At 40.5% G+C, this 26,104-nt stretch carries 32 protein-coding genes; 16 read left to right on the forward strand and 16 right to left on the reverse strand.

Translation table 11 applies throughout. From position 1 onward, the window contains the following. Positions 1 to 317 precede the first annotated feature (317 nt). Together H605_RS0110160 and H605_RS0110165 are read right to left on the reverse strand one after the other, a co-directional pair. Positions 318 to 1,577 carry an ABC transporter permease gene (locus tag H605_RS0110160; protein WP_029054124.1) on the reverse strand — a complete coding sequence of 420 codons (1,260 nt, stop codon included), beginning with the start codon at positions 1,575 to 1,577 and terminating at the stop codon, positions 318 to 320. Beyond that, complete coding sequence (locus H605_RS0110165) at positions 1,570 to 2,469, reverse strand: ABC transporter ATP-binding protein (RefSeq protein ID WP_029054125.1); 900 nt, start codon at positions 2,467 to 2,469, stop codon at positions 1,570 to 1,572. Before H605_RS0110165 ends, H605_RS0110160 begins: the two co-directional genes overlap by 8 nt. A gap of 188 nt (positions 2,470 to 2,657) precedes the next feature. Between H605_RS0110165 and H605_RS0110170 the strand changes: the two genes are divergently transcribed. Together H605_RS0110170 and mgsA are read left to right on the forward strand one after the other, a co-directional pair. Beyond that, the gene (locus H605_RS0110170; protein WP_029054126.1) at positions 2,658 to 2,843 is read left to right on the forward strand and encodes a YhzD family protein; all 186 of its coding nucleotides are present in this window, start codon (positions 2,658 to 2,660) and stop codon (positions 2,841 to 2,843) included. A 173-nt stretch (positions 2,844 to 3,016) separates the two neighbouring features. Next, positions 3,017 to 3,421, forward strand: coding sequence for a methylglyoxal synthase (mgsA, locus tag H605_RS0110175; RefSeq protein WP_029054127.1), 405 nt, complete (start codon positions 3,017 to 3,019; stop codon positions 3,419 to 3,421). A gap of 68 nt (positions 3,422 to 3,489) precedes the next feature. Here mgsA and H605_RS0110180 read toward each other — a convergent pair whose 3' ends face one another. The 4 genes from H605_RS0110180 to H605_RS0110195 form a co-directional block, all read right to left on the reverse strand. Further along, entirely contained in the window at positions 3,490 to 4,272 is a 783-nt protein-coding gene (locus tag H605_RS0110180) for an enoyl-CoA hydratase (RefSeq protein WP_155979512.1), read from the reverse strand. 117 nt (positions 4,273 to 4,389) lie between these two features. Continuing rightward, positions 4,390 to 5,898, reverse strand: coding sequence for a coproporphyrinogen III oxidase (locus H605_RS0110185; RefSeq protein ID WP_029054129.1), 1,509 nt, complete (start codon positions 5,896 to 5,898; stop codon positions 4,390 to 4,392). A 65-nt stretch (positions 5,899 to 5,963) separates the two neighbouring features. After that, on the reverse strand, positions 5,964 to 6,311 hold the full coding sequence (locus tag H605_RS0110190) for a YlbF/YmcA family competence regulator (RefSeq protein WP_029054130.1): 348 nt from the start codon (positions 6,309 to 6,311) through the stop codon (positions 5,964 to 5,966). Between the two features lie 11 nt (positions 6,312 to 6,322). Then, the gene (locus H605_RS0110195; protein ID WP_029054131.1) at positions 6,323 to 7,480 is read right to left on the reverse strand and encodes a DUF445 domain-containing protein; all 1,158 of its coding nucleotides are present in this window, start codon (positions 7,478 to 7,480) and stop codon (positions 6,323 to 6,325) included. 173 nt (positions 7,481 to 7,653) lie between these two features. Between H605_RS0110195 and H605_RS0110200 the strand changes: the two genes are divergently transcribed. Next, the gene (locus H605_RS0110200) at positions 7,654 to 8,433 is read left to right on the forward strand and encodes a helical backbone metal receptor (protein ID WP_029054132.1); all 780 of its coding nucleotides are present in this window, start codon (positions 7,654 to 7,656) and stop codon (positions 8,431 to 8,433) included. 1 nt (position 8,434) lies between these two features. Here H605_RS0110200 and H605_RS0110205 read toward each other — a convergent pair whose 3' ends face one another. Next, the gene (locus tag H605_RS0110205) at positions 8,435 to 8,827 is read right to left on the reverse strand and encodes a ferritin family protein (protein ID WP_029054133.1); all 393 of its coding nucleotides are present in this window, start codon (positions 8,825 to 8,827) and stop codon (positions 8,435 to 8,437) included. Positions 8,828 to 8,911: 84 nt separating this feature from the next. Between H605_RS0110205 and H605_RS0110210 the strand changes: the two genes are divergently transcribed. The 6 genes from H605_RS0110210 to H605_RS0110235 all read left to right on the forward strand — a co-directional run bounded on the left by H605_RS0110210 (position 8,912) and on the right by H605_RS0110235 (position 12,787). Further along, a complete protein-coding gene (locus H605_RS0110210; RefSeq protein ID WP_029054134.1) occupies positions 8,912 to 9,115 on the forward strand; it encodes a YheE family protein in 204 nt (67 codons plus the stop codon). 44 nt (positions 9,116 to 9,159) lie between these two features. Next, on the forward strand, positions 9,160 to 9,312 hold the full coding sequence (locus tag H605_RS18940; protein ID WP_155979513.1) for a hypothetical protein: 153 nt from the start codon (positions 9,160 to 9,162) through the stop codon (positions 9,310 to 9,312). Positions 9,313 to 9,634: 322 nt separating this feature from the next. Beyond that, a complete protein-coding gene (locus H605_RS0110220) occupies positions 9,635 to 10,972 on the forward strand; it encodes a hemolysin family protein (RefSeq protein WP_029054135.1) in 1,338 nt (445 codons plus the stop codon). Positions 10,973 to 11,031: 59 nt separating this feature from the next. Then, positions 11,032 to 11,451, forward strand: coding sequence for a disulfide oxidoreductase (locus H605_RS0110225; protein ID WP_029054136.1), 420 nt, complete (start codon positions 11,032 to 11,034; stop codon positions 11,449 to 11,451). A gap of 6 nt (positions 11,452 to 11,457) precedes the next feature. After that, positions 11,458 to 11,931, forward strand: a complete 474-nt coding sequence (locus H605_RS0110230; RefSeq protein WP_029054137.1) for a thioredoxin family protein — start codon at positions 11,458 to 11,460, stop codon at positions 11,929 to 11,931. A gap of 13 nt (positions 11,932 to 11,944) precedes the next feature. Further along, positions 11,945 to 12,787, forward strand: a complete 843-nt coding sequence (locus H605_RS0110235) for an RluA family pseudouridine synthase (protein WP_029054138.1) — start codon at positions 11,945 to 11,947, stop codon at positions 12,785 to 12,787. A gap of 377 nt (positions 12,788 to 13,164) precedes the next feature. On the opposite strand, the gene H605_RS0110240 is transcribed toward H605_RS0110235, so the two are convergent. After that, positions 13,165 to 13,989, reverse strand: a complete 825-nt coding sequence (locus H605_RS0110240) for an aldo/keto reductase (RefSeq protein ID WP_029054139.1) — start codon at positions 13,987 to 13,989, stop codon at positions 13,165 to 13,167. Positions 13,990 to 14,144: 155 nt separating this feature from the next. On the opposite strand from H605_RS0110240, the gene H605_RS0110245 reads away from it, so the two are divergent. Further along, positions 14,145 to 15,443 (forward strand): NCS2 family permease, encoded by a 1,299-nt coding sequence (locus H605_RS0110245; protein WP_029054140.1) that lies wholly within the window; start codon positions 14,145 to 14,147, stop codon positions 15,441 to 15,443. A gap of 256 nt (positions 15,444 to 15,699) precedes the next feature. On the opposite strand, the gene trmL is transcribed toward H605_RS0110245, so the two are convergent. Next, positions 15,700 to 16,176, reverse strand: a complete 477-nt coding sequence (trmL, locus tag H605_RS0110255; RefSeq protein WP_029054141.1) for a tRNA (uridine(34)/cytosine(34)/5-carboxymethylaminomethyluridine(34)-2'-O)-methyltransferase TrmL — start codon at positions 16,174 to 16,176, stop codon at positions 15,700 to 15,702. A gap of 14 nt (positions 16,177 to 16,190) precedes the next feature. Further along, positions 16,191 to 17,327, reverse strand: a complete 1,137-nt coding sequence (queG, locus tag H605_RS0110260; protein WP_029054142.1) for a tRNA epoxyqueuosine(34) reductase QueG — start codon at positions 17,325 to 17,327, stop codon at positions 16,191 to 16,193. Between the two features lie 55 nt (positions 17,328 to 17,382). Here queG and H605_RS0110265 point away from each other — a divergent pair, with 55 nt between their 5' ends. Together H605_RS0110265 and H605_RS0110270 are read left to right on the forward strand one after the other, a co-directional pair. Then, positions 17,383 to 18,090 (forward strand): B3/B4 domain-containing protein, encoded by a 708-nt coding sequence (locus tag H605_RS0110265; protein ID WP_029054143.1) that lies wholly within the window; start codon positions 17,383 to 17,385, stop codon positions 18,088 to 18,090. Next, the gene (locus H605_RS0110270) at positions 18,087 to 18,599 is read left to right on the forward strand and encodes a hypothetical protein (protein ID WP_037561881.1); all 513 of its coding nucleotides are present in this window, start codon (positions 18,087 to 18,089) and stop codon (positions 18,597 to 18,599) included. The genes H605_RS0110265 and H605_RS0110270 overlap by 4 nt, the downstream gene beginning before the upstream one ends. 275 nt (positions 18,600 to 18,874) lie before the next feature. Here H605_RS0110270 and H605_RS19435 read toward each other — a convergent pair whose 3' ends face one another. Continuing rightward, on the reverse strand, positions 18,875 to 19,159 hold the full coding sequence (locus H605_RS19435; protein ID WP_257788269.1) for an FAD-dependent oxidoreductase: 285 nt from the start codon (positions 19,157 to 19,159) through the stop codon (positions 18,875 to 18,877). 3 nt (positions 19,160 to 19,162) lie between these two features. Beyond that, positions 19,163 to 19,396 (reverse strand): hypothetical protein, encoded by a 234-nt coding sequence (locus tag H605_RS19440; protein WP_232321258.1) that lies wholly within the window; start codon positions 19,394 to 19,396, stop codon positions 19,163 to 19,165. 78 nt (positions 19,397 to 19,474) lie between these two features. On the opposite strand from H605_RS19440, the gene H605_RS0110285 reads away from it, so the two are divergent. From H605_RS0110285 to H605_RS0110295, 3 genes are all read left to right on the forward strand, one after another. Further along, positions 19,475 to 19,717 carry a DUF2798 domain-containing protein gene (locus H605_RS0110285; RefSeq protein ID WP_051210550.1) on the forward strand — a complete coding sequence of 81 codons (243 nt, stop codon included), beginning with the start codon at positions 19,475 to 19,477 and terminating at the stop codon, positions 19,715 to 19,717. An 8-nt stretch (positions 19,718 to 19,725) separates the two neighbouring features. Beyond that, entirely contained in the window at positions 19,726 to 20,100 is a 375-nt protein-coding gene (locus tag H605_RS17735; RefSeq protein ID WP_051210551.1) for a MarR family winged helix-turn-helix transcriptional regulator, read from the forward strand. Positions 20,101 to 20,170: 70 nt separating this feature from the next. Continuing rightward, positions 20,171 to 20,548 carry a cbb3-type cytochrome c oxidase subunit I gene (locus H605_RS0110295; RefSeq protein ID WP_029054147.1) on the forward strand — a complete coding sequence of 126 codons (378 nt, stop codon included), beginning with the start codon at positions 20,171 to 20,173 and terminating at the stop codon, positions 20,546 to 20,548. A gap of 435 nt (positions 20,549 to 20,983) precedes the next feature. Here H605_RS0110295 and H605_RS0110300 read toward each other — a convergent pair whose 3' ends face one another. The 4 genes from H605_RS0110300 to H605_RS0110320 form a co-directional block, all read right to left on the reverse strand. Continuing rightward, positions 20,984 to 21,649, reverse strand: a complete 666-nt coding sequence (locus H605_RS0110300) for an anti-sigma factor (protein ID WP_029054148.1) — start codon at positions 21,647 to 21,649, stop codon at positions 20,984 to 20,986. Next, positions 21,646 to 22,194 carry an RNA polymerase sigma factor gene (locus tag H605_RS0110305; RefSeq protein ID WP_029054149.1) on the reverse strand — a complete coding sequence of 183 codons (549 nt, stop codon included), beginning with the start codon at positions 22,192 to 22,194 and terminating at the stop codon, positions 21,646 to 21,648. The genes H605_RS0110300 and H605_RS0110305 overlap by 4 nt, the downstream gene beginning before the upstream one ends. Before the next feature lie 401 nt (positions 22,195 to 22,595). Then, the gene (locus H605_RS0110315; RefSeq protein WP_029054151.1) at positions 22,596 to 23,099 is read right to left on the reverse strand and encodes a COG4315 family predicted lipoprotein; all 504 of its coding nucleotides are present in this window, start codon (positions 23,097 to 23,099) and stop codon (positions 22,596 to 22,598) included. Positions 23,100 to 23,188: 89 nt separating this feature from the next. Further along, positions 23,189 to 23,971 carry an extracellular solute-binding protein gene (locus H605_RS0110320; RefSeq protein ID WP_029054152.1) on the reverse strand — a complete coding sequence of 261 codons (783 nt, stop codon included), beginning with the start codon at positions 23,969 to 23,971 and terminating at the stop codon, positions 23,189 to 23,191. A gap of 360 nt (positions 23,972 to 24,331) precedes the next feature. Between H605_RS0110320 and H605_RS0110325 the strand changes: the two genes are divergently transcribed. After that, positions 24,332 to 26,005, forward strand: a complete 1,674-nt coding sequence (locus tag H605_RS0110325; protein ID WP_029054153.1) for a ribonuclease J — start codon at positions 24,332 to 24,334, stop codon at positions 26,003 to 26,005. Positions 26,006 to 26,104: the final 99 nt, after the last annotated feature.

A 26,104-nucleotide genomic window follows, 5' to 3' on the forward strand; every position in this document is an offset into this window, starting at 1 on the left:
TAAGTAAGTTAAAATACAACCTTAAATAACTCGCTATTGCCAATAAATGATTCACATCTATCCACTATAAAACTAGGATTGAAGCGGAAGCTGGGGCGACTCCTGGAGGATCAGCGTGCGCCTTGAGACCCCGCAGGAAGCGGAGCGGACGAGGAGGCTCAAGCCACGCCCTCCGGAAAGCGTCCCCAGCTGGAGCTTCAATCCCATCGCACTCAGTAATTACCTAACTCGGATATTTACGTTATGACTTTGACTGGACTTTAACTCCACACAAAAAACGCCCCAAGAAGCACTGTAACTTCTCGGGACACGTAAACCTATTCTTTTCCAAGCTGAATAGCCTTCTTCAAATCTTTCAATGAACGCGATGGCCCATACATCAAGACACCACCACGGTACACCTTCGCTCCGAACCAACCCAGGATGAAGATGGTCACAACCATGATGCCAATCGAAAGCAAAGGCTCCCATAAAGGCAAATCAAGCATTCCTACCCGTAGGAACATGACGAGTGGGGCAAAGAATGGTATGAATGACGCAATTTTCAAGTAGCCCAATTCTGGATTCCCAAGCCCAGTTGCCGCGATTATGAAAGCCGCAACAATCAACAACGACATCGGCATAATCATTTGCTGTACGTCTTCTGTACGACTCACTAACGAACCAAGCAAGGCTGCGAGTGTGGCATATAAGAAATAGCCGAGTAAGAAGAATATTACGGCGTAAACAAGCGTACTTACTTCTAGGTTTTCTAAACTGAAGAATGCGGATAGCTCATTTTTCTCTCCAGCGGAAGAAAGTGTATAAGCTAAAAATCCTGACACTGCATAGACTAAAATTTGCACAATTCCAAGTGATCCGATTCCAAGCACCTTCGCAAACATATGCTTAACCGGTGAAACGCTCGAGATAAGAATTTCCATCACGCGTGATGATTTTTCTGTCGCTACTTCCGTCGCAATCATCGATGAATAAATGATAACGGCAAAGTAAATGACGAACATTAATACATACACCAAGACACGAGCTTGGTTCAGCTCTTCCTCTGATTTTGCCGTTTCTGAGATATTATGCTTTTCAAATTGAATTGGCGCAAACAGCTCGGAAACTTGTTCACCGGATAAGGCGAGCTGATCAGCTTTCACTTCCGTTTGAATGTTCTGCAATGCATCTTGTAGAGCAGAAGGCAAGGACTGTTCAACTAAACTACCCGTTGTATAAGACGCGTGGATAGTTTGTTCAGCGTCAAAACTCAATTCCATAAACGCTTCGATTTCTTCTGACTTTACTTTCTCTGATAACTGATCTTGCGTTTTCTCCGTCAGCTCCAATGAAATGCCTTGTTCATTTTGCTGAAGTTGCTCGAGTAGGCGGTCAAACAAGACTCCACTCTCATCCACAACCAGTACACGATCATCTTCTTCACTTCCCATCATCTTACCGACCTTATCTATAATACTCGGTAAATTTGCGAAGAGGAAAATCCCTGCTACCATTATAAGCGTCGTAATGAAAAATGATTTCGTTTTAGCTTTTGTTAGGAAACTTTGTTTGAAAATAATCCAAAACTCACGCATGCCCTTCCCCCACTTTCGCAATGAATATATCCTGCAAAGATGGTTCTTCTATTTCAAACTGACGAATCGGTCCTTTTTGCAATGTAGCCTGCAACAACGTATGGGCCACTCGTTCATCCTCTACTTGAAAGACTGCACCTTCCAATGAATGATGAGCAGTCGTTACCCCTTCGATGCTTTCTAACTCTAATAAAGGGAAGTCAGCACGAATTCGAACATTCTGTTTGCCGAATGAACGTTTTACGTCACGCAACTTGCCACTGACCAGTTGTTTACCATGATGAATAATACTAAGTTGCTCACATAATTCTTCCACATGATCCATGCGGTGGCTCGAGAACAGGATCGTCGCTCCGCTATTACGGAAGTCAACAATCGCTTTTTTCAACATCTCGACATTAACTGGATCAAGTCCCGAGAACGGTTCATCCAAGATCAACAATTGCGGATCATGCAATAATGCAGCAATGACTTGTATTTTTTGCTGATTTCCCTTGGATAACTCCTCTACCTTTTTATTCGTATTTTGTGGCACTTCAAAACGATCCAACCAATGAAGTGCAGCACTTTTCGCTGCTGACTTTTTCATTCCGCGCAACTGTCCTAGAAAAATTAACTGATCTAGCACTTTCATTTTTGGATAAAGACCTCGTTCTTCAGGTAAATAGCCGATGAGCGGACTCGTCTCATACGATATCGTGCGTCCATTCCACGATATATTTCCTTCTGTTGGAGTTAATAATCCCAATATCATCCGGAACGTAGTCGTCTTACCGGCACCGTTCGCTCCAAGAAATCCGTACATCGTCCCTTCTTCTACCTTCAATGACAGCTGATCCACTGCTGTAAAATCACCAAACCGTTTAGTTACTCGTTCTAATTCTAAGGCCATGCACATCATCTCCTTCCATAATCTCTCTATCACGTTCTACGTTTCAACTGACAATATGTTTCACTTTTATAAATATTCATTTACTATATTCTAAACGTTACGTATCTTTTAGCACTTTAATTCACTGAATCATTATTCATTTTATTCATTTCATAGTATACTAAGTAAAACTTAATGGAGGCGATACAATGAAAACGTACAAACTTACAGCTTACGAAAAAGATGGTTCATTGATTACAGAAGAAACTTTCACTGCTGAATCCGATGATGCAGCAAAAGAACAAGGTCATCAGTTATTGACAGAAAAAGACCTGCTCGAGCGAACGCACCGCCTAGCTTCCCCTCTTGGTAAACTATTATTATTCCATACGTGAACAAATGACAAAATCTCCGTTTTAGGGGGTTTTGTTTTTTATACGATGATCATGCACCACAGAAAAGTGTATTGCGCACAGTTTTACAAATATTTATAAAAATAGCACAAGATTTTTCGGGGACTTTGTGATACGCTAGGGTCGTTGAGAAATCGTAGAAGGAAGTGACTCGTTTGAACATTGCTTTGATTGCGCATGATGAAAAAAAGGCTGAATTGGTCAATTTCACAATTGCTTACGAGAAGATTTTTGCTAAGCATACTCTTTATGCAACGGGCACAACAGGATTACGCATCATGGAAGAAACCGATCTTTCTGTCACACGACTCATGTCGGGACCACTTGGTGGCGACCAGCAGATGGGTGCTATGATCGCGACGGGTGAGCTTGATTTGATTTTATTTTTCCGGGATCCGTTGACCGCACAGCCACATGAACCAGATGTGAGCGCCTTACTTCGATTATGTGACGTCTATGGTATTCCTCTCGCTACAAATTTAGCTTCAGCGGAGTTACTATTGCGCGCTATAGAAAAAGGCTATTTCTCATGGAGAGAAACAGCCGCCAAGTATCAATAATTCTTCAAATATATTCATAGATATAAACGAGACGCGCAGTGTTCCTAGCGCGTCTTTTTGCATGCCATTTATTGACCTATAAAGCTCGGTTTTCTTTTCTCGACAAATGCCTGTACGCCTTCGCGATGATCAGTTGAGGAACGCATGGCTGCTTGTGCTTCGCTTTCAAGTTTCACTACTTGTTCGAGTTCTGCGATGCCCGCCGCATGGAGTATTTTCTTTGTTGCTGCCATGGCAGCTGTCGGGGAGTTTAGAATCACTTGTGCACGTTGTTGTGCCGTGTTCCAAGCTTCACCGTCTGCTACCGCTTCATCCACGAGTCCGATCTGCATTGCACTTTTCCCATCGAGTACTTTCCCCGACCAGATCAGTTGTTTAGCTCTGGCTGTACCTACGCGTTCTTTCAGGAAGAAGTGACCGCCACCGTCTGGTACGAGTCCGATACCGATGAAGTTCATAGCAATTTTACTTGATTCTTCCGCGATAACGACGTCGCATGCAATGGCGATACTGCAGCCAAGTCCTGCAGCCGCACCGTGTACGGATGCAATCGTGATTTGTGGCATGCTGTACATAGACAAGGCTAATCTTGACAAATCGACCATAATATCTTCCATTTTCATCGGACCATTCGGGTCTAACATCGCCTTGACGTTTCCACCGGCAGAAAATGCTCGACCTGCTCCCTTGAACAGTACGACATGTACTGATGAATTATCCTTTAATTGATCTACGATATCTGCCAATTCTTTCATCATGAACCCGTCTAACGCGTTCATCGTTTCAGGTTGGTTAAAAGTTACTGTCGCTAATCTTCCTTCAATTTCCACGTCAATCTGTTTTGTCAAAATTAATTCCCCCTTTATATGAATGGTTGTTCATTCATTACATTATACACAATTACCTGAGCATTTGCATAACTTTAACAAAAAATTCCCCCGACATTTTTTGCGAAGGGGGAATCAGCATTATTTTATAGTTTCCGAGGACGGAAATAACTCTTCTAAATACGCTATTTTCTTATCAATAGCTTCTTCAAATCCTAATATATAAGCGCCAGGTTCTTTCGGATTATGGAATTGCGTCAACTTGCCAGTTGCTGGTTCCATGAACTTGCTTGAGGCCCCGCAACCTAAACCGATAATGGTCTGTGCTTCTTCCATGATCAAAATATTGTAGAGACTTTCTTCACCGGGTTTTGAATACCCAACATTTTCAAGATTTCCTAAAATGTTTTTCTGGCGGTAAAGATAATACGGAATATATCCGTTATCGCGTGACCACTCCTCGCCACGCGTCATCATTTTCCCTACGGTTTCACGATCCGCTACTTGATACTTGTCTTTGTTGCGTGTCATTTCAGAAGCACGCTTGAACGACAACGTGTGAATCGTCAAAGATTCCGGCTGCATCTTTTCTGTTTCCGCTAATGAATGTTCAAATTCTTCAAGACCTTCATTCGGTAAACCGATGATTAAATCCATATTAATATTGCGCATTCCTTGCTCACGGGACAACCAATATTTATCGATCGTTTCCTGTACAGTGTGATGACGGCCGATTGCTTTCAATGTTTCGTCCGTATATGACTGGGGATTGACACTGATTCGATCGATCCCCCACTTCTTCAGTACTTCAAGTTTCGGTACCGTAATCGTATCGGGACGGCCGGCTTCCACTGTCACTTCACGAACATGTTCCATATAAGGGAATGACTCCATCATCGTTTGATAGAGCGCATCCATTTCATCTGCTTCAATAGACGTTGGAGTTCCGCCACCGAAATAAATTGTTGTGATGCGAATATCACGCTCTTTTAACCATTTACCTATCGCACGCATTTCTTCATGCAAGCCGTCGAGGAAAGTTTCTACCCGCCCACTTTTACGATGAATAGCATAGGCCGGGAACGTGCAATACGCACATTTTGTCGGGCAAAACGGAATGCCAATATATATACTCACTTCTTCTTTCAATGAATACAAATCTGGCAATGCATTCAGCTGAACGTCCGCAATTTCTGCAATCAATTCACTTTTCCGCACCGATACACGATGGCGTTGCTGAAGTAATTGCTTTGCTTCATCGATCGTATGACCGTCTTGCCGGTACATATGATACAACTTTGTAGGACGGATCCCCGTTAGAATCCCCCACTCTTGATTCATTCCTGTTGCTTGTTCCAACACGTCTAGCAATACGTGGGAATACATTCTCTTTCGCTGACGTAGCTGCTCGCGTTCATCTGTCTCTTTTACCTCTTCGGCAAAATGCGACGTATAGTGCGTACCTTGCCATTGAATATCCGCAGTTATACTTGGAGATTCTTCGTAAACTTCGGTAAACCGTAGATCAATCGCTGTATCATCCGCCTGCTCTGTAACTAGTTTAGACTGTTCGAAAAATAAATTGGCCAAATGTGTGAACATTCGAATCCAATCTTGGGGGAACTGTTGATTTACATATAATTGCTGCATCATTTTCTCCTACTCTCCATCTGTTAAAAAAAACCGGCCAAGGCCGGTTTCGATGTGTCTATTAATTAAAATCCTTCATATAAATCTGCAACTGGTTTCAAAACTACACGGTTTACTTCTTCAATCAACTCGCTAAGCTTCATTTCAGCTGTTAACATAGCTAAGATTTTCGGATCTTCTTGGGCAAGTTGGGCAGTTTTCTGTGCGTGCTCCAACTCGTCTCCTTCAATCTCCTCACCCGCCATTTGTTTCTGCTGTAAATTCATTTGGATTTCGCGGAAGCTTTCGAACAATGCAAGTGCTTGTTCGTCACTTTTCACATCGGCCATCGCTGTTTTCACCGCTACATACTCATCTGTCTTGCGTAAAGTAGATTCCAATTTGTTCATATCATCATAAATGTTTACTGACATACTATCTCCTCCTACAATCCATTTAGTGTAAGCGCAATAATTCCTTGCACAATTCCAATGATCCCACCTAGAAATGCGCCTAGAACTGTAATCATTTTAAACTCTCTGCGTGAAATGCCAAGAACTAGATCTTCTAGAACCGCCACAGGGAACGTGTCTACCTGCTCTTTCACCATTTCATCCAGTTTTAGCTTCTTTAACGATTGTTCAAGCTGCGCTTCTGCTTGAGCGAATAAAAAGTTGACAATCTGTGGTGTAACCTTAGCAGCCGTCCATGTGGAACCTTGTGGCCAATAATGTAACAAGCTGTGATCGAGTCTTTCATGTAGTGCCAATTGATTGAGTGCATATTTTCTCACTGAAGCAAACACACTATCAAAGTCGAATCCAGACGTCAACTGTTCCATCGGTTGTTGCTGAACGTTCTGCCATTCTTTCCAAATCAGTTGATCTAATAAATCTTTTGTTCCAGGTGCTTCTATAAATCGCAATGCTTCCCGTTGAACCTTGCCGACCAGCGACTCCGATTCTCCGAAAAACATATTGAGCATACCGCCGAATGTCCCTTTTGAAGCTAAGAAATCATCTATCAACTTTTGGAATGTCTGTCTTCCTTCTGCCGAATCAACAAATTGACTTGCGCGTCGTAGAACAAAGTCAGAAGCTAAAGGAATTTTTTCTTCAATTTGTTGTTGCCAACGAAGCGGCATGACTTCTTCTACAGTACCTGTTGTCACTTTTGCTTTCATCTCGTATAGCTGCTGGTCGATTAAAGTAACCAACTTGTCTTCCACTTGGTCTGGAAGTTTGTCGGCACCTGCAAGCTTGAGCCAGTCATTCAATGTCTTATCTGATTGCAAGATGTATTGATCCATTTTACTTTGGATAAACGTCTCTACACGCTTTTCCATCCCAGGCGTCAACATCTTTTTCCGGAACAGATCAGGTGTCAGCAAATAATTTGTCACCGTTTTACCAAGCTGAGTCGCCAATTCATTTCGGCGCTTAGGAATCAAGCCGGGTGTGAACGGCAAACGAGTTTTTCCAATGTATTTTGCTTCATGGGGTCTGAACAGCATCTTAATCGCCAGATGATTCGTTACTCCACCTATCAATGCGCCAATAAACGCCATAAACAAAATAGTCAGCACTATTTTCAATTGCTTCACCTTATTCCACTTGGTCTTCGTTCCAATTATAACAAAAACCAGCTGAATGAAAAGCAATTTGAGGCGGAGATTTCTGACTTTACATTTGATAGCCGTTCAGGTACGTTGCAAGTAGAGTATTACTTACTATGAACCTACGTTTTCACCTACCGCCAAAGGAGGCTTTCATTTCATTGAAGAAAGAAATTATTGATCACTTGGGAAGAACCGTTGTGTATAATTTTCCACCTAAACGAATCGTCACATTATGTCCTGGTATTACGGAGACATTATTCGGAATTGGACTTGAGAAAGAAATTGTCGGACGCACACGTTATTGTATTTATCCCGAACAAGCTAAGAACGTTCCCGCAGTTGCAGGAACGAAAGACCTGAAGTTGGAAAAGATACATGAAGTACAACCCGATTTGATTATTATGGAAAAAGAAGAAAACACAAAAGAGATGGTCGACATTCTTGCCGAGTTCTATCCGGTATATGTAGCAGAAGTACAGACGATCGAAGAAGCCTATAGAATGATTACAGATATGGGATCATTGACTGATCATGAGCAACAGTCCGAGTCGCTTGTTACGGAAATTAAGCAAGCATTCACAGAACTCCCTACTCTTCCTGCTGCGCGAGTTGCCTATGTCATTTGGCAAAAACCCTATATGGTTGCGGGCAAAGACACCTACATTAACTCGTTGTTGCAAAAACTCGGTTTTATCACGCCATTTGTCGAATCATCTGACCGCTATCCAGCTCTTACAGAAGAGCAATTCAAGGAAGCTAATCTCGACTTAGTATTGCTGTCATCTGAACCATATCCCTTTAAAGAAAAGCAGCAAGTTCAGTTCCAAGAAATGCTACCTGATTCAGCGATCCAGCTAATTGATGGCGAAATGTTCTGGTATGGGGTTCGGATGCTTGAAGGTGCTAAGTATTTCAAAGACTTTTCTTTCGACGTTTGATTTAATTTACTCCATTGAATATGGTAGACATTCGAATCGCATGCTCCATATCGTCATGTAACGCGATGAAAATCGGATCATATGCCTCTTCAAAAGGAATCGTCAGAAACATTTCCTTGCATTGCTCTACCGCTTCAAGTTCAGAAACTAGTGCATTTTTAGCCGATTCTTTCAAATTCGTACAAGGCGCTGGCTTTTTCGGATTTGGCACAAACTCGTTCGTCATTATATAATGCAACTGCTGGAACATTTCGTAATGACTTTTTTCATCCTCATACGCATGGCGAATAAATTCCTGCCATAGCAAATCATTCGTCAGTTGATACATGGACTTATAATAAAAATACGACTTATACTTTTCCTCGACTGCATTACGTAGTTGAGTAACAAACACACTCTCATCCTTTCGTTCCTTTTGGTCAGTTTATGAAAGGGACGAACAGGATATCACTAATGGAACGATAAAGGAGAAAACAACATGCTACAACATTTCAGTTACAAAAAAATGTTTGAAGACACTGATCTACCAGGATGGACCATCTCTTTCTATTACCAAAACAAACAATACAAAGGCGACTACCATAAAGACGGAACAATCCATTGGACAAACGGCATACCGCCAGATGAAGAAAAAGTCTTACGAATGGTTCATGACCTTATGACTTTCCACGTCTATGAATGAGATCCACTTAAACCGACCATCCTCTAACTAGAGGAGGTGCTTTTATGGGCAACGAACAATCAAAAGGTAAACAACAGTTAGAAAAAGAGCGTTTGAAGTTACAAAACCAAAAGACTGAAAACGTCTTTGAAGACAAAAGCCGCATCCCCGACGAACAAAATGCTTTTAAAGAAACCCAACCCAAATACGGTGAGTAACAGTTTAATCTAAGACTGAAGACATTTTCCTTGTGCAAAGGACTTGATCTTCAGTCTTTTTTAAACGTTTTATAAAATTTGTAAAACAACAAAACTAATCATAAGTCGAAGCTAGCTTAACCGTGTGGCGGTGTTACCACGTCCCCTCCACTCTTTAGTTCGACACATTATGTACCTCTGGAATGATTTTTTTCCCTTCTGTAAGCAAATCGAATTGTAATTTCTCTATAAATAAATTATTATAAAAGATAACTAACTTTACTTTACAGGAGGTGTACGCTTTGTTCTTTTCCCTCATCTGGGTTAAGCGCGAAGCTATTATTTGGATATTGCCATACGATTGGCAGCATTTGCTGCCTTGATCGCAATCACCGCTTTTTTTGTTGCGTGTGAATTCGCAATCGTGAAAGTCCGCTCATCGCGTCTCGACCAATTAATCGATGAAGGTAATCAACGCGCGGTTCTTTCAAAAAAAATTGCCGATAACTTAGATGAATATTTATCCGCTTGTCAGCTCGGAATTACGATTTCGGCACTTGGCCTAGGTATGCTCGGGGAACCAACAGTTCGCATGATGCTAGCTCCCGTTTTTGACATGTTTACGCTCGATGCCAATGTCGAAACCATTCTTTCATTCACTATCGCTTTAGCGATCGTCACCTATTTGCATGTCGTGGTAGGAGAACTAGCTCCAAAGACCATCGCATTGCACAAGGCGGAAGAATTATCCCTATCCCTTGCCGTCCCACTGAATCTATTTTACCGTCTTATGTACCCGATCATTAAAGGAATGAACGGATCGGCACGTCTTGTTACACGATTGCTAGGCTTCAAATCCATTTCCGAACTAGAAGTAGGTCATACAGAAGAAGAATTGCGCATTATCTTATCCGATAGTTTACGTAGCGGTGAAATCAATCAAGCAGAGTACAAATACGTCAATCGTATTTTCGAGTTTGATGATCGAGTCGCTAAAGAAATTATGCTTCCACGAACAGAAATGATGACAGTCGATAAAGATATGACGTTATCCGAAGTGTTTGAATTACTAGGCGTAGAACAGTTTACCCGTTATCCAATTATCGACGGGGACAAAGATCACGTGATCGGGCTTATCAACATGAAACATTTACTGACGGCCTATATTAAAGATCCGTCAAATGGCAGTAAATCGGTCACCAATTATATGCAGCCAATTATCCGAGTGATTGAAACGATTCCAATTGGAGATTTACTCTTAAAGATCCAGCGCGAACGTATTCATATGGCTGTTTTATTGGATGAATATGGAGGGACTTCAGGTCTCGTCACTATTGAAGACATATTAGAAGAAATTGTTGGCGAAATCCGCGATGAGTTCGACATGGATGAACTACCTGAACTTCAAATTGTGGGTCCAGACCATTATATTTTAGATGCTAAGATGTTGATTGAAAACGTCAATCACGCATTAAATATTGAAATTCTTGAAGATGATATCGACACGATCGGTGGTTGGTTCATGGATCAACGCTTTGAAGCTATACAAGGAGAAAAGATTATTGAACAAGGATATGAGTTTACTGTTAAAGAAGTAGACGGTAATCACATTCTTTATCTAGAAGCTAAAAAGCAACCTCCCGACATCGCAACCAATGAGGCTACCGATTCGTCCAAATAAAGCTTTCCTGTTTAAACGGGAAAGCTTTTATCTATTATCTAATTATAAGGAGATGCTCCATGAATAAAAAACAGGAAAACTGGCTCCTTTCCATATGGACCGTCGCACTAATCGCTACTCTTGGCTCTTTGTATTTTTCAGAAATCAAAGGTTACATACCTTGTACGATGTGCTGGTATCAACGGATTTTCATGTATCCTATTGTATTGATCGGTTTGATCGCACTCATTCAGAAAAATATTTCAATTGCCTGGACTACGGCTTCCCTCGCTTTTATCGGCGGTTGCATTTCGCTTTACCACTATGGTATTCAGAAACTGGCTTTTCTACAAGACAGCGCTCCTGAATGTGGCGGGGCTTCTTGTACAGGTGCTTACATCAATTATTTCGGATTTATCACGATTCCTTTTCTTGCATTGATAGCATTCGCTTTTATTTTCATCGCAAGTCTTGTAATCTTGAAACAGACAAAGGAGTGAAACACATTGAAAAAATTATTAGCCATTGGTGGAATTATAGTCGTGATCTTCGTTTTGATCATCGTCCTTAATAATAAATCCAATGAGACAAAACTGGCTGACAATCCGTACGGTACAAATAATCTACAACAATCCACAATTGATTTATTAGACAATGAAAGTTATCAGAACGTCGCACTTCCTGAAGATATCTTCAAAAAAATTGAAAGTGGCGAACCAACAACCGTTTATTACTTCAGTCCGGAATGCCCGCACTGTATGGATATGACTCCGCGTTTAATGCCGATTGCAGACGAATATAATGCACATGTCTACCAGTATAATTTGCTTGAGTATGGAGATCAGATAAAACCGGAATACGATATTACAGCATGGCCTGCACTAGTCCACTATAAAGATGGAAAAGAACAAGGCAGAACAGTCGGCTCACAGCCTGACGATCAAATAAGAGCATTCTTTGATGAATTCGAAAGCAACTAAGGAGACTACGTAGATGACAAGTTTTCATTATACAACTCAACAACCCGGTGAAACGATTGAAAAATTACTGAGAGAACAATGGCAAGGCGGTAAGAAATCGGTTCATCAAATGCGCATGGATAAGAGCGTAACGGATTCGGAAGGACAACCAGTGGAATGGAAAGAACCCCTCCCCGAGGGCACGGAACTGATCTTCGGTTTCTCTGAGGCACAGTCCGACTACAAACCAGAACCTTCCGACTCCTTACGTGTGCTATGGGAAGACGAGCATATACTTGCGGTACACAAACCCGCCGGAGTGTCCGTACATCCAGAACACGTACCTGGTACTGGCACATTGATGAACGAAGTCATGGGCTATATCGATGCAAAAGGTGGCAGCTATGCAGAGCATATCCACCGCCTAGATCAACACACGGCTGGAGTTTTGCTTATCGCAAAACATCCACTAGCAAAAACTATGTTCGATCGGATGTTGGAACAGAATCAAATCGAACGATATTATACGGCTGAACTTGAAGGCCAGCTAAGAAAACCGCGTGGCACGATTAATATGCCAATTGGTAAAGATCGCTATCATGCCACTAAGCGCAGAGTATCACCATCGGGCCAATCGGCAGTCACGCATTTTAAGGTGATTGAACGTAAACCGGATACGACACTTGTTGAAGCTCAGTTGGAAACAGGCCGAACACACCAGATTCGTGTCCACTTCTCTCATATGGGTCACCCCGTAGTTGGAGATCAGCTGTATGGCAGCGAGACAATGGCAAGAGGACCATATAAGCTAGTTGCTACAAAGGTCGCTTTCACACATCCTATTACGTCAGAGTTGATTGTAGTGGAAACTGAATAAAAAAAGAGCTGTCCAGGAGGTCGTAGAGACCACTGATGACAGCTCTTTTTCATTCCTGTTTTATTACTTGGAAAGTTGTTCGTGAAGTATAAAGAGACTTGTAATCTGGTTAGCATTTGAACTTGATTCTAATTAAGCCAAAGACAAAAACAATACTCACACTAACGACAGTGAGTGAGCTATTTCCTTCAATTCCCTCCTCGTAGACACCCTACTTTTTGCTATCAAACCTAACATTGCAAAAAAAGAATCCCATGGAGTATGCTGACTTCTAGGACATTCAAAATTTATCACTTCACTAACAACAGCCACATATCGTGGTCTAAACAGTTGTCCACCTCTTTTGCATCTTGACCCCTTTACCTCAATAGCTCCACTTAAAACGAGTCTGGATCCATACCTGTCCGTTCATCACGGTTTAACGCGTTGATCATCGACATATCCGTAAATGTTAATTCAAAATCAGCTACCTCACAATTTTCGTGAATACGGTCAAGTGACACAGACTTTGGAATGACGATCAAGCCATTTTGGATATGCCACCTGATGATGACCTGTGCTACAGTCTTCCCGTGCTGTGCAGCGATTGCAGTGAGTGTTGCATCTTCAAGAATTTGCCCTCTAGCTAGCGGACTCCAAGAAGTTACCGCAATTTGATGCTCACTGCAAAACTGCCGCAATGGCTCTTGAGTTAAACGAGGATGGAGTTCTATTTGATTCACCATAGGACGGATATTGGCAAACGTAAATATCTCTTGTAAATGAGCTTCATGATGATTCGAAACACCAGTAGCCCGAATCAATTTTTCATCATACAGTCTTTCAATTGCACGATATGTATCCACATAACTGTCGGCAACAGGCCAATGGGTCAAATACAAATCTAAGTAATTCATGTCCAATCTAGTTAACGAACGTTCGAATGCGCGCAGTGTTTCATCATATCCTTGCTCATCATTCCATACTTTCGATGTCACAAATAAGTCTTCACGTGCGATACCAGAGTGACGGATTGCTTCCCCCACAGTTTGTTCATTATCATAAATAGATGCTGTATCAATTGCGCGATAGCCTAGTGAAACCGCTTTCTCGACGGCTTGCATGGTCTGCTCAGGTTCTGTCATTTTATACGTACCTAAACCGAACTGTGGCATTTGCACACCGTTGCTCAGTGTAACCAGCTGATCAAAAATCGTTGACATAAAAAATCCTCCTTTATACACTCATAGGGTAATTGTACATTATTTCACAGAATTTACGAATGCTTTTTCAGTATAACAGGTTGATTTCTTCTGTAAAAACGAATATTATTGTCTATGGACTTTATTATGTTCGTAATATAAGGAGAGATTTCACAGTGTTCCAATTAAAGAAGAATCAAACGACTGTCAAAACAGAACTACTGGCAGGGATGACCACTTTCCTGACGATGGTCTATATCGTCATCGTTAATCCCATTATTTTATCGGAGGCCGGTGTCCCATTTGACCAAGTCTTTTTAGCCACTATAATAGCTACTGTCATCGGTACACTTTGGATGGCCTTATTCGCTAATTACCCAATCGCTATTGCACCAGGTATGGGGTTGAACGCCTACTTTGCTTCAGTCGTCATAGGGTCAAACGGTCAACTGGACTATTTATCAGCTTTTTCTGCGGTCTTTATAGCAGGTCTGATTTTCGTATTATTATCAATGACTTCTTTCCGGGAAAAGCTAATAGAAGGAATTCCCGAAAATCTTAAACATGGTATTACAGCTGGAATTGGATTGTTTATCGCTTTCATCGGGATGCGATTATCGGGATTAGTAGTTCCTCATGAGTCCAACATCGTACAGCTAGGTGAACTCACCTCGCCTGCCGTATTACTGACTTTGTTCGGATTGCTCGTGACGATTATTCTTATGAATCGCAATGTCTACGGGGCTATTTTTATAGGTATGATTGCAACAGGTATCGTCGCCTTCTTCACGAAGCAGTTACACTTCGATGGTGTTGTAAAAATGCCTCACCTGCCTGAAGGAATTCTTGTATGGAATCCTGTACAGGCCATGGAAGATGTAATTTCATACGGTTTATACGGTGTCGTACTATCATTTCTACTCGTTACTTTATTTGATACGACGGGAACGATGATCGGCGTAGCCAAGCAAGCAGGACTCATGAAAGGTAATTCTTTACCTCGTGCTCGCCATGCGCTTCTAGCCGACTCAGTAGCCGCCACAGTCGGCTCAATGGTCGGAACTAGCCCTACATCCGCTTACGTCGAGTCGTCCTCTGGTGTAGCCGTAGGCGGTCGTACAGGGTTAACTACATTAACGGTTGCCGTGCTATTCATAGCCGCTGCGTTTTTCAGTCCGATCGTTAGCGCCTTATCTGGCGTCGCAGCCATTACGGCACCTGCTTTGATCATTGTAGGTAGTTTGATGATCGGAGCGGTAAAAAATATAGACTGGGATTCATTCGACGAATCGTTCCCAGCATTTCTAGTTATTTTAACGATGCCACTTACTTCAAGTATTGCGACAGGTATTGCACTTGGGTTCATCACATACCCGTTACTGAAGATTACAAAGGGGCAAGGTAAGTCAGTTCCTGTGTTGATGTATATCTTTGCGGTATTGTTCACCTATCAGTTGCTATTCCTGCCTCATTAAGATTTGTTAGTAACCTGTCACATAAAATGACGAAGATTATTTCATTTATATATTTTTTACGGTATACTGTATGAAGGACTATCGATTTCATAGGAGGTACAAACAATGAGACTAATTCTAATTATGGCCGTTTGTTTTGCATTCTTATCTGCAATCTTGACTGGCGGATATGAAAATAAGCCAGGCGAATCAAAAACGAATCAAATGAAGTAAATAGAAAGGGATTGGCCATGAGCCAATCCCCTTTTTTTATACATTACGTTAAATGTGCAAATCTCTGTTGACGAAGCGCTTCATAGATTAGAATCGCAGCAGTATTCGACAAGTTCAATGAACGGATATGCTCATCGTTCATCGGAATACGCAAACAACTTTCTCTATACTGCTCCGTTATTTCATTTGGCAATCCGGTTGTTTCTTTGCCAAACACAAAGAAAATATCCTTATCGGTATCCGAATAATCAAACGTGTCATAGCTCGTCTCTCCGAATTTTGTAATGAAATAAAACTCGCCCTCAGGATACGCGTCTATAAACTCTTGAATTCCATCGTGATACGTAATATCAACATGCTCCCAGTAATCCAGTCCGGCACGTTTCAACATTTTATCTTCAGTAGAAAAACCAAGTGGCTTGATTAAATGGAGAGCAGTATCGGTACCCGCACACGTACGGGATATATTTCCTGTATTCGCGGGAATTTGTGGTTCGAATAATGCAACGTGAATCGTCATCTTACTACCTTCTTTCAATTAATATGCAGCTGTTCTAGAGCCTGCTTAATTTCACTTACCACAAACTCATCTTCTTCTATAACCAAACATTCTTTCAGCACCTCTTGTACTTCTGTCGTTCCAATCTCCCCAAGTGCCCATGCCGCTGTTCCTCTAATCATCGGTCGCGGATCTTCTTTTATTAATCTCGTTAGTTCCGGTATCGCCGATTCATCTTTAAAATGAGCTAATGCAATGAGTGCATTTCGCTGAATCGGATTTTTCCCACGCCAAGAGCCCGACATATGACCATACTGCTCTTTAAATTGACGATTGGATAAGGACAATAGTGACAGCAACAAAGGTTTAACGAGCTCGGGCTCAGGCGTAAATGACAGTTGATGCTTGTGATTCATTCCTTTGTTTTTTGGACAAACCGTTTGGCAAGTATCACATCCATATAACCGATTCCCGATTTTGTGTCGGAATTCTTCAGGTACAGGTTTCTTTGTTTGTGTCAAAAATGCAATACAACGCTGGGCATCTAATTGTCCAGGCTGTACAAGCGCACCAGTCGGACAAGCATCCAAACATAAATTACAGTCTAGACATTGATCTTCCATCGGCTCATCTGGTGCAAATGGCAAATTCGTAATCATCTCGCCTAGATAAACGTAGGATCCGAACTCCGGCGTAATGATTGAACAGTTCTTAGCCGACCAACCGATACCCGCACGTTCTGCTACTGCACGATCTACAAGTTCTCCTGTATCTACCATAGAACGAAGTCGCGCATCGGGTACCTTAGTTAAAATGAATAATTCCAGTTGTGCTAGTTTATCACGCAATACGGTATGGTAATCTTCACCCCAAGAAGCCCTGCAAAACATACCACGACGTTCCCCTTTTTTCCCACGGGGACTGTCTGACATTTTCGAAGGGTATGCAACTGCTATAGCAATAATACTCTCTGCTTGATCTAGTAATAATAAAGGCTCCGTTCGTTTCTCTATATCCGGCTCTTCAAAACCGGATTGATAGTTCAATCGTTGCTGTTGTTTCAGACGATCTTTCAATTTCACAAACGGGGCTGCTGTCGTAAAACCAATTTTGTCTATTCCAATGGACGCCGCAAACGTTTGTATTTCATGCTGTAACTGAGCGACATTCACCATTCCCCGCCTCCCTTATGATAAGATGAAGTAAAATTACAAGCAGGTGATACTGATGCAACTTACTATTGATTCTTCTATATTCACGAAAATCCCTGATTTTAAATTAGGCTTAATCTATTATAACAAAACAATCGTCTCTGCATCACCTCAAATGCTAAAAGGACGATTACAATTATTCCAAGAACAACTATATTTCGAGCTACTCGACAAAGATTTGACAGATTTCAACGGTCTAGCGGAATGGCAATCCATTTGGACAACTCTCGGTGCAGACCCATCGACTAAGCCGCCAGCTCTTCAGTTACTCTTACAACAGATCAAAGATCGTCGCTATACATCGTCCTTCCATAGTGCAGAAGATCTGAACACTTTCTTTTCCTTGCAATACGAAATCCCAACAGTTATTTATGATGCTGACAAAATAGCGGGAGATATTATGTTGTCTGTCGGCACGGCTGAGGACGGCTACGAAGGATTGAATAATCAATTCAATACCTTTGAAAACATCTTACTTCTAAGCGACGGATACAGTCCGTTTGGTAGTCCATATGTTGATTCAATACGAACAGCCGTAACAGAGGAAACCGAAAACATCATTCAATTGCTTTTCATTCATCCTTCGCTAGATAACGACAAGGCTCAACAATTAGCTGAAGCTTGCGGGAAAATGTTCACCAGCATAAATGGTGGCAACTATCAGAGTTCTGTATTGAATAGTAAGAATCCAGACTTTATACTAACAGACGAGGTGAAATCATGAACATTACATTAGCTGAAGGTATTAAATTAAAAAGTATCTTATCTAAACAATTACGTGAACTGGAAACAGAAGCCCAACGAGTCGCTTTCATAACGGTTGAAAAAGGTGCACCACGTCCAATAATCAGCCGAACATTAAAAGACGTAGAAGCCGAGATGGAACAAGTTAGACTAGATCAACGCAAACTAGATTATCTCATCTACGTAGCAAACAGCACAAATACAGTAGAATTCGAAGACAAACAACTATCATTAGTTGAAGCCATTGAACTGGCTATCCAATTGCGTGCAAAGTCTTCTTACTATAAACAATTCTCTTTAGCGAGTAAAGAAGAAATACAATATGGTTTTGCCGAATCCACTACGATTTATCGTGTAGCATTATTTGATCCAGAAGAATATCGACTGAAAGCACAGCAAGCTGAAAAAGCGGCACACCAGTTATCGAATCGAATTAACATGAAAAACTATACAATCGTTCTTGATTTTGATGGCGCTAACTACTTTTAACCTCAAAAAGGTGAGACTCCTTTTTGAGGCATAGAGTGGGGAATATGAACTCAAACTTGCTGAAACCAATTACTTGTTACCCTTTACACATTGACCAATGACCTATTACCAACTATGTCCATGGCAATGAACCCTTAATAAGTAACACCCTTTCATATTTCTCCTCTATGGCCTGCTGCCTGTCATTTTGACAGGCAGCAGGTATTTTTATAGCTTTTCATTGTACAAAGAGGAGGGCTAGAGCTAGCCAGAAGTAACATGAAGATTAGTTCATGTTAAGTAAAAACACTTGCGTTATGAAGTGGTTGAAGTCTCGCTTTTGGGTCTATATACGCTTTCGCATGATTCACGGCTATAGGTGCTTCACCTAGGCCTGTTGCAATGAACTTCACTTTTCCATCGAATGTCGTAACATCCCCTGCTGCACAGATTCCCTCAATATTGGTTTCCATTCGTGTATTGAACTTGATAGAATTTCGTTCCAATTCAATACCCCATTGTTGCAACGGACCGAGCGAAGTACTATTTCCATAATTAACAATAAGTTGATCAGCCGCTATTCGCTATTCATTGCCATTCCTTGATGCGAGTACAACTTCAGTAATTTCCCCGTTCGATCCTTCAATTACTTTCACAGAAAGCGATGTTTTCACATCTACCTTTGATTGCATCAGCTGATTCACACTAGTTTCATGTGCTGTAAAACGCTCTCTTATGTGAACGAGCGTAATGCTAGATCCTCTAACATCAACGCCGCCACAAACATTGACTTTCTTATCATTAAAAAAGTCATTCATTAAATAGAAAAAATAAGAATTAAATCAATTAAACTTTAATACTTGCATATGCAAGTAATTAGGATAGGGGGTGAGATTTTGAAAAAAATAGATGCTATTCTTTTCTCTGTATTCATGTCAATATTCATGAGTGTCCCAATGTCATTTGTGATGACTGCTGTGAATGTTGGTTTTACTAGTGTTTTTATAAAAGCGTTTCTAGGAAGTACAGTAATTGGGACAATTGTTGCAATTCCAGTAGCTTTTTTGGCCATGCCAATAGTGGGTAAACTTGTAGCTTTAATTATGGGTAAAATCGAACGGAGGATAGTAAATGAATGAATGAATGAATGAATGAAAATGATGTATACAGACGCGAAGATCTACCAGGCTTTATTATTAACCAAACAGCAAAGTTAATAACAGATTTATTACATAAAAACTTTATATTAGCCAATCAGGAGATTACACCAGAGCAATGGATCATTCTCGATGAACTATGGTCTAATGACGGTTTAACTCAATTGAAAATAGCGCAAGCCAGCTTTCGTCAGCAAACCAGTACGTCAAGAATCATTGATAATCTAGTGAAAAGAGATTTGGTATATCGTTCCCCAAATCCTTTAGATAAAAGAAGTAATCTCATTTATTTAACAAAAAGAGGAAAGGAATTGCATCAATCGTTAATTAAAACAGTCAAACAAACAATTGCCTGCAAGTATTAAATAAAATTTCAGCTACTATTTCTAATAAGTAGTTGTTTGTTGTACATCATCAAATTAGGAGTGGTTACAGTTGGGGATAAAACTTATTAAAATATCAAGTTTATATTTTGTAGTTGGTGTTGTATTAGGAATGGTCATGGGAATGGCAGGTTTGTATCAATTTATATCCACCCACGCACATATCAACTTATTAGGATGGGTTTCCATGACGCTATTTGGTTTGATTTATCATTCTTTCCCTAGTATCACCCAGAATATATTAGCAAAAGTTCATTTTTGGCTTCACAATATTGGATTACCAATTATGTTGCTTGGTCTGATTGCTTTTGGTCTAAGGTACAACGCAGTAGGTATTCCATTGATGAGTATTGGCGGAGTACTAATCGTTATTGCTACTATCATTTTTTCTATTAACTTGTGGAAAAATTTACATCAACCGACAAATTAATTTCGGGTATTAGCATGTACCTCCAAACGTAAATTGGCCGACTAATTAGTATAGGAAGCGAGTATTCATGGACGTTCATTTCACTTACCTTAGTTAGAAGGTGGCTGTAAGAATCCCCAGTAGGAATTGAGTCCGAGAGCTAGAACCCGCTAATCCAGCTTGAAAGATAGGTCAGATTTTAAGCGTTTTACTAAGTCCTTGATGGTCGGAATACGTTCGATATAACGCGATTGCATTCACCATCATTTCTCCATGGCTACCACATAGGCTCTGTTGCCGTATAATAGTCAAAGGGAGTACCTCCAGTTTTTTGGGTGTTTTAGTTGACTACCATTATACAAGACTTGGGGAGGTACTTCTTTTTTGATGCCTTGAAACCAGTGGGAGCCAAGGGCTGGGAATTATGGAATTCATTTAAGTACCTGAAATTGAATTTCAAGTTCCAACAATTTTCTTTCCTCTAGGCTGTTTACTATTAGTATTCGGTTCCAAAGTAATTCCTATTGTGTCAAATGAATTAAGTTTTGACATGTCAACTGTTAGGACACCGTAACCTTCCTTATCTGGTCTAAAGATACCCGCACTTTGGCGTTGACCATTGTCGATCAACCACACTTGGTATACTTCTTGCCCTTTCGTTTGAGGGAAATCAAATACATTTACGACGAGCTCCTCTTTTCCACTTTTGTTTATTAAAAATGCTTGACCATATACTTCGCCCTCTTCTCCTTCTGCAACATTTAACTTCATGGTAGCTGATATCTCACTGAATTTCTCTACTGATGGTCCTTGAATAAGGGGAGTAATTAACATAAAAATACCTAACAACATCGCGGCACTCAAACTAGTCGTCAGCGGAGTAAACTGGTTACGTACCGATTGGATTAAAGTTTTTATTTTTCCCCATGGCGTTACGTTCTCATCTTCACTCTCGAGCACAAAATTCAACACTTCTTCTTTTAACCCTAATGGTTCTTCTACAACTTCAAAATCGAAATGCATAGCTTCCCATATTTCATCGTCCGCTCCAATTAAATCACTTAGAAGGGATTGATCAGACAAAGACTTTTTTTCGCCTAGATCTTTACTGTCATTGTTCATTGTTGCTCTCCCCTTTCCAAGTTTAATCTCAACTGTTTTAATGTCTGATGAAGCCGACTTTTTATCGTACCAAGAGGTTCTTGTTCGATTTTGGCGATTTCCTTAAGTGTGCAACCTCTCCAATATAAAAGATTGATTAGACGCCTTTGTTTCTCTGTGAGTTCAAGTTTTGCATTCTGTATTAACTGCAGGTCGATATGCTCGTCAATTTTATTTTTCGGATCCGCAATATATTCAATCGAATCATCGTCGCTCATAAACTTGTGTCGCCGTTCTTTCTTTACATAATCTAGACAAATATTTCTCGTAATTGTTAATAGCCAATTGATAAATTTCCCTTTTGACGCAGTATAATGACTTTGAGTCGTCCAAAGCCTCAAATAGACAAGTTGGGTAATCTCCTTTGACATTTCCATTTGATTATTGGAAAACTTGTAAGCATAGCTATATACAAGCTTACCGTATCGGTCATATAATTCCTCAAGTGCGTTGCGGTTCTTCACTTTAACTAACCGAAACAGTTCCTCATCGTTTTTTGTACGCACACCACTACACTCCTTCCTGATTGAATATTCTTACTTCTTTAATCATACCAACAAGATTGCTTGCTGTTAACAGGAGGAAATTTATGGTCATACAAAAATACAGAGGCTGGGACATAACTATCTCACCCCGTTTCCCTGCACTCCGAAAGGCACGCTTTCCGAGGGGCGTGGCTTGAGCCAAGCGAACAACGAAGAGTTCGCTTGGCCGTATTTCTGTGTACTTTGCAGAAATTAAGGCACCTGTCCAGGGTCTCAAGACGCACGCTGATTCCTCAGGAGTCGGCCTTTCTCCGTTCCGGTACACTCTGATACTCTAAAAAATATTTACTGATAAGAACAGAAAAAACGTAAAGGACTCCCCTTACGTTTTTTCTGTTCTGTCCCAACCTAATTTACAAAAGTTATTTTCCCAACTCGGTCTCGTTATTTACTACATACCAGACATCTTTGACGCCTTCCCCATTAACGTCTCCCTGTGCCTCGTCCTTCACAAAGTAATAAAGTGGATACCCTTTAAACGTCAACTGTTCTTCACCATTATCTTCCCTAGTGATGCTACCGAAGTCGGCCTTATCATAACCATCTGGCACTTCATAATCACTAGCTTTTACAAGCGGCCAGTTTACAAGGCAGTCATCTGTACAGTTACTCTTTCCTTCCGCGTCTTTTTTGAAATAATATAATGTCATTCCTTCATCATCCGCTAAATACTCGCCAGTGCTGTCATTCGATAGGACTTGTAGGGCCGGCCCAGCCGGTTCTGACTCATTGCTCTCGTCTTTGACTGATTCTGTAGGTTCTGAACCTTTGTCTCCATCTTTGATTGATTCTGTACTTTCATTTCCACATGCAGCTACTACGCCAAGTACAAATAACAACAGTAATCCCAAAAACCATTTTTTCATCATTTATTCCCCCTATACCAAAGTTTTTTACGCGTTCACTTAAGGTAACGACTTGAATGGATAAACGGTTTGCTGTTTTTTAAAACTCTTTACTTCCATCCCCACTTTTGAAAAACTTCATGGGCTTCTTCTGTTTGTAAATAAGTTAAAAAGCTTTCTGCTCCCTTTTTATTCGCACCTTTTACTGTTAAGGCTGCTGGCGTCCCTCTATATAACTTTTCTTCTTCCGGAAACGTTACCAAGTCCGTTTCATTTTGAAGACGGTAATGCCAAGATTCATATGTGATCCATGCATCGATTGTCGAATCTGAATTCCAGAGTTCTATTGCCTCAGCACTCGTTTTAACTGAAAACGCAATATTTTGTTGTATGCCGTGAATTAGTCCTTTACGACCCGCCAAATCTTCCCAAAGTCCAAGTTGACCGGCTCCGTTGACATCGACAATGCGGACTTGATCTTTCGTTAAATCAGCAAACGTTTGAATACTTTTTGGATTTCCTTTCCTCACAAGAATTCCTGCGGGACGAGAATATAATTCAACCCAAGAGTCTTCTTTTACTAATCCTGGATGGGAAAATAAAAAGTTACGTAACATGTAGGAAGAGCCACCGTAAATAATATCTGCATCTTGTTTTGCATTATCAATCCATTCCCCTTCCGGTCCCGCAATCACTTGAACCTGAATGCCTTTTTCTTTTGAAAAATGCTTCGCTAACTCTTCCATCGGACCAAAAGGACCACCCGGACCATAAACATAAACAATATTATCATCCTTTTTCGACTTAACTTGCTTTTCACTATCCATGCCAGTCATCAAAATCAATCCCGCAACAGTCAGAATGACGAGCAGCAAAAAAACAATTTTCTTCAATCCTCTCGACCACCTTTCAAATAGTACTTCTACTAAAGGAAACGACGGAAAAGACAAAATGGTTTGATAGAAAATTATTTTAAAAGAAACGCGAAGTTATTCAAAAGAAGTAAGGGACTTTCTTCAACAAGAAACGTTTGTAGTATAAGACTGAGTCAATTGTTAGTTGGAGATAGTTAACGATGTGAAGAATTATTCGATTATATAGGCAGTGGCTTATCACAATAAGAAATAAGCGGATTAAAAATAACCAATGGTGAATATATATAATATTTGTTCATGTTACATAAATTTCATTATTATGGACACCTTAACCTACATCTAACTTATTGAACATAACTTTGTGGGAGGTTTTTCGTTTTGAATATAGCAGAAAACACGTTATCTATTTTTGCTTTAGGTGGCATAAATGAAATCGGGAAAAATATGTACGTACTCCAATATGAAGATGACATTATCATTATCGACTGTGGTGCCAAGTTCCCAGATGAAACCTTATTAGGTGTGGATTTAATTATTCAAGATATATCATACTTACAAAACAATAAAGATAAAATCCGTGCATTGATTGTGACTCATGGGCATGAAGATCATATTGGTGGTATTCCATACTTACTAAAACAGCTAAGTATTCCTATATATGCGACTAACTTGACCCTCGGTTTAATTAAATTGAAATTGAAAGAACACGGACTTCTACGTGCAACGGAACTAAAGACGATTAATGCGGATTCGAATGTTGAGGCAGGTACGCTAAACATGACATTTTTCACTGTAAATCATAGTATTCCGGATTGTCTAGGAATTGCCATTCATACACCAGTAGGGACCGTTGTACACACAGGCGACTTCAAGTTTGATTTAACACCTATAAATGAGAAGTATACAGATTTTCATAAAATGACCGAGATCGGGAACCGTGGAGTGCTGCTTCTATTATCCGAGAGCACTAATGCTGAACGCCCTGGTTTCACACAATCTGAACGCGTAGTTGGCGAACATATTGAAGATGCTTTTCGCAAGGCCAACCAAAAAATATTTATCTCTACATTTGCATCAAACGTTTATCGGGTTCAGCAAATCATAAATGCTGCCCTTAAAACAAATAGAAAGGTTGCCTTGCTTGGTAGAAGTATGGTGAATATTGTATCCGTCGCAGCAGAACTCGGATATTTAACAATACCTGATGGCACTTTAATAGAGGCAAATGAAATTAATCGGATGGCACCTGATGAAATTGTCATTATTTGCACAGGCAGTCAAGGTGAGCCTATGGCAGCATTATCACGTTTATCGACTTCAACGTACCGTCAAGTATCTGTATTGGCTGGAGATACCGTCATTCTGGCATCAAGCCCTATACCTGGTAACGAAAAAAGTGTGTCACGCATCATCGATAATTTATTCCATTTAGGGGCCAAAGTTATCTATGGATCCGGTAGCACATCAGGTATGCATGTTTCGGGACATGCCTTCCAGGAAGAGTTAAAACTCATGCTCACCTTGATGAAACCAACATATTTTATTCCCATTCATGGCGAATTTCGTATGCTTCAGCAACATCGAACATTAGCCGAATCTGTTGGCGTGAAAAGTGAGAACGTCTTCATTATTAACAATGGAGATGTAGTAGATATTAAGAACACTGCTGCTAGTCAAACAAGACGAATACAAGCCGGTAATGTTTTCGTGGACGGACTAGGTGTTGGAGACGTTGGGAAAATTGTATTACGTGATCGTAAATTGCTTTCAGAGGAGGGTATGCTGATTGTTGTGATTTCCCTAAGCAAAACGGACGGGCAGATCATTTCAAATCCTCATATAATTTCCCGTGGATTCGTTTATGAACGTGCTGCGGAGGATATTTTGAATGAAGTGAATCAGCTAGTTATTACTATCGTTAACGAATCAAGACAATCGAATGGGGATAAACGAAATGATTTAAAACATAATCTAAAAAAATCAATTGAAAATCTATTATATACTCAAACAAAAAGAAGACCGATGATTCTTCCCTTTATAATTGAAATATAAAACTGGCTTCATAAGCCAAATATTAATATCAAGGAAAAAAACTTAAAAAAGGCACCGCCCAAGACGGTGCCTTTTTTAAGTTTTGAAAGGTATTACAAT

Source organism: Sporosarcina ureae DSM 2281 (genome assembly GCF_000425545.1).
Classification (GTDB): Bacteria; Bacillota; Bacilli; order Bacillales_A; family Planococcaceae; genus Sporosarcina; species Sporosarcina ureae.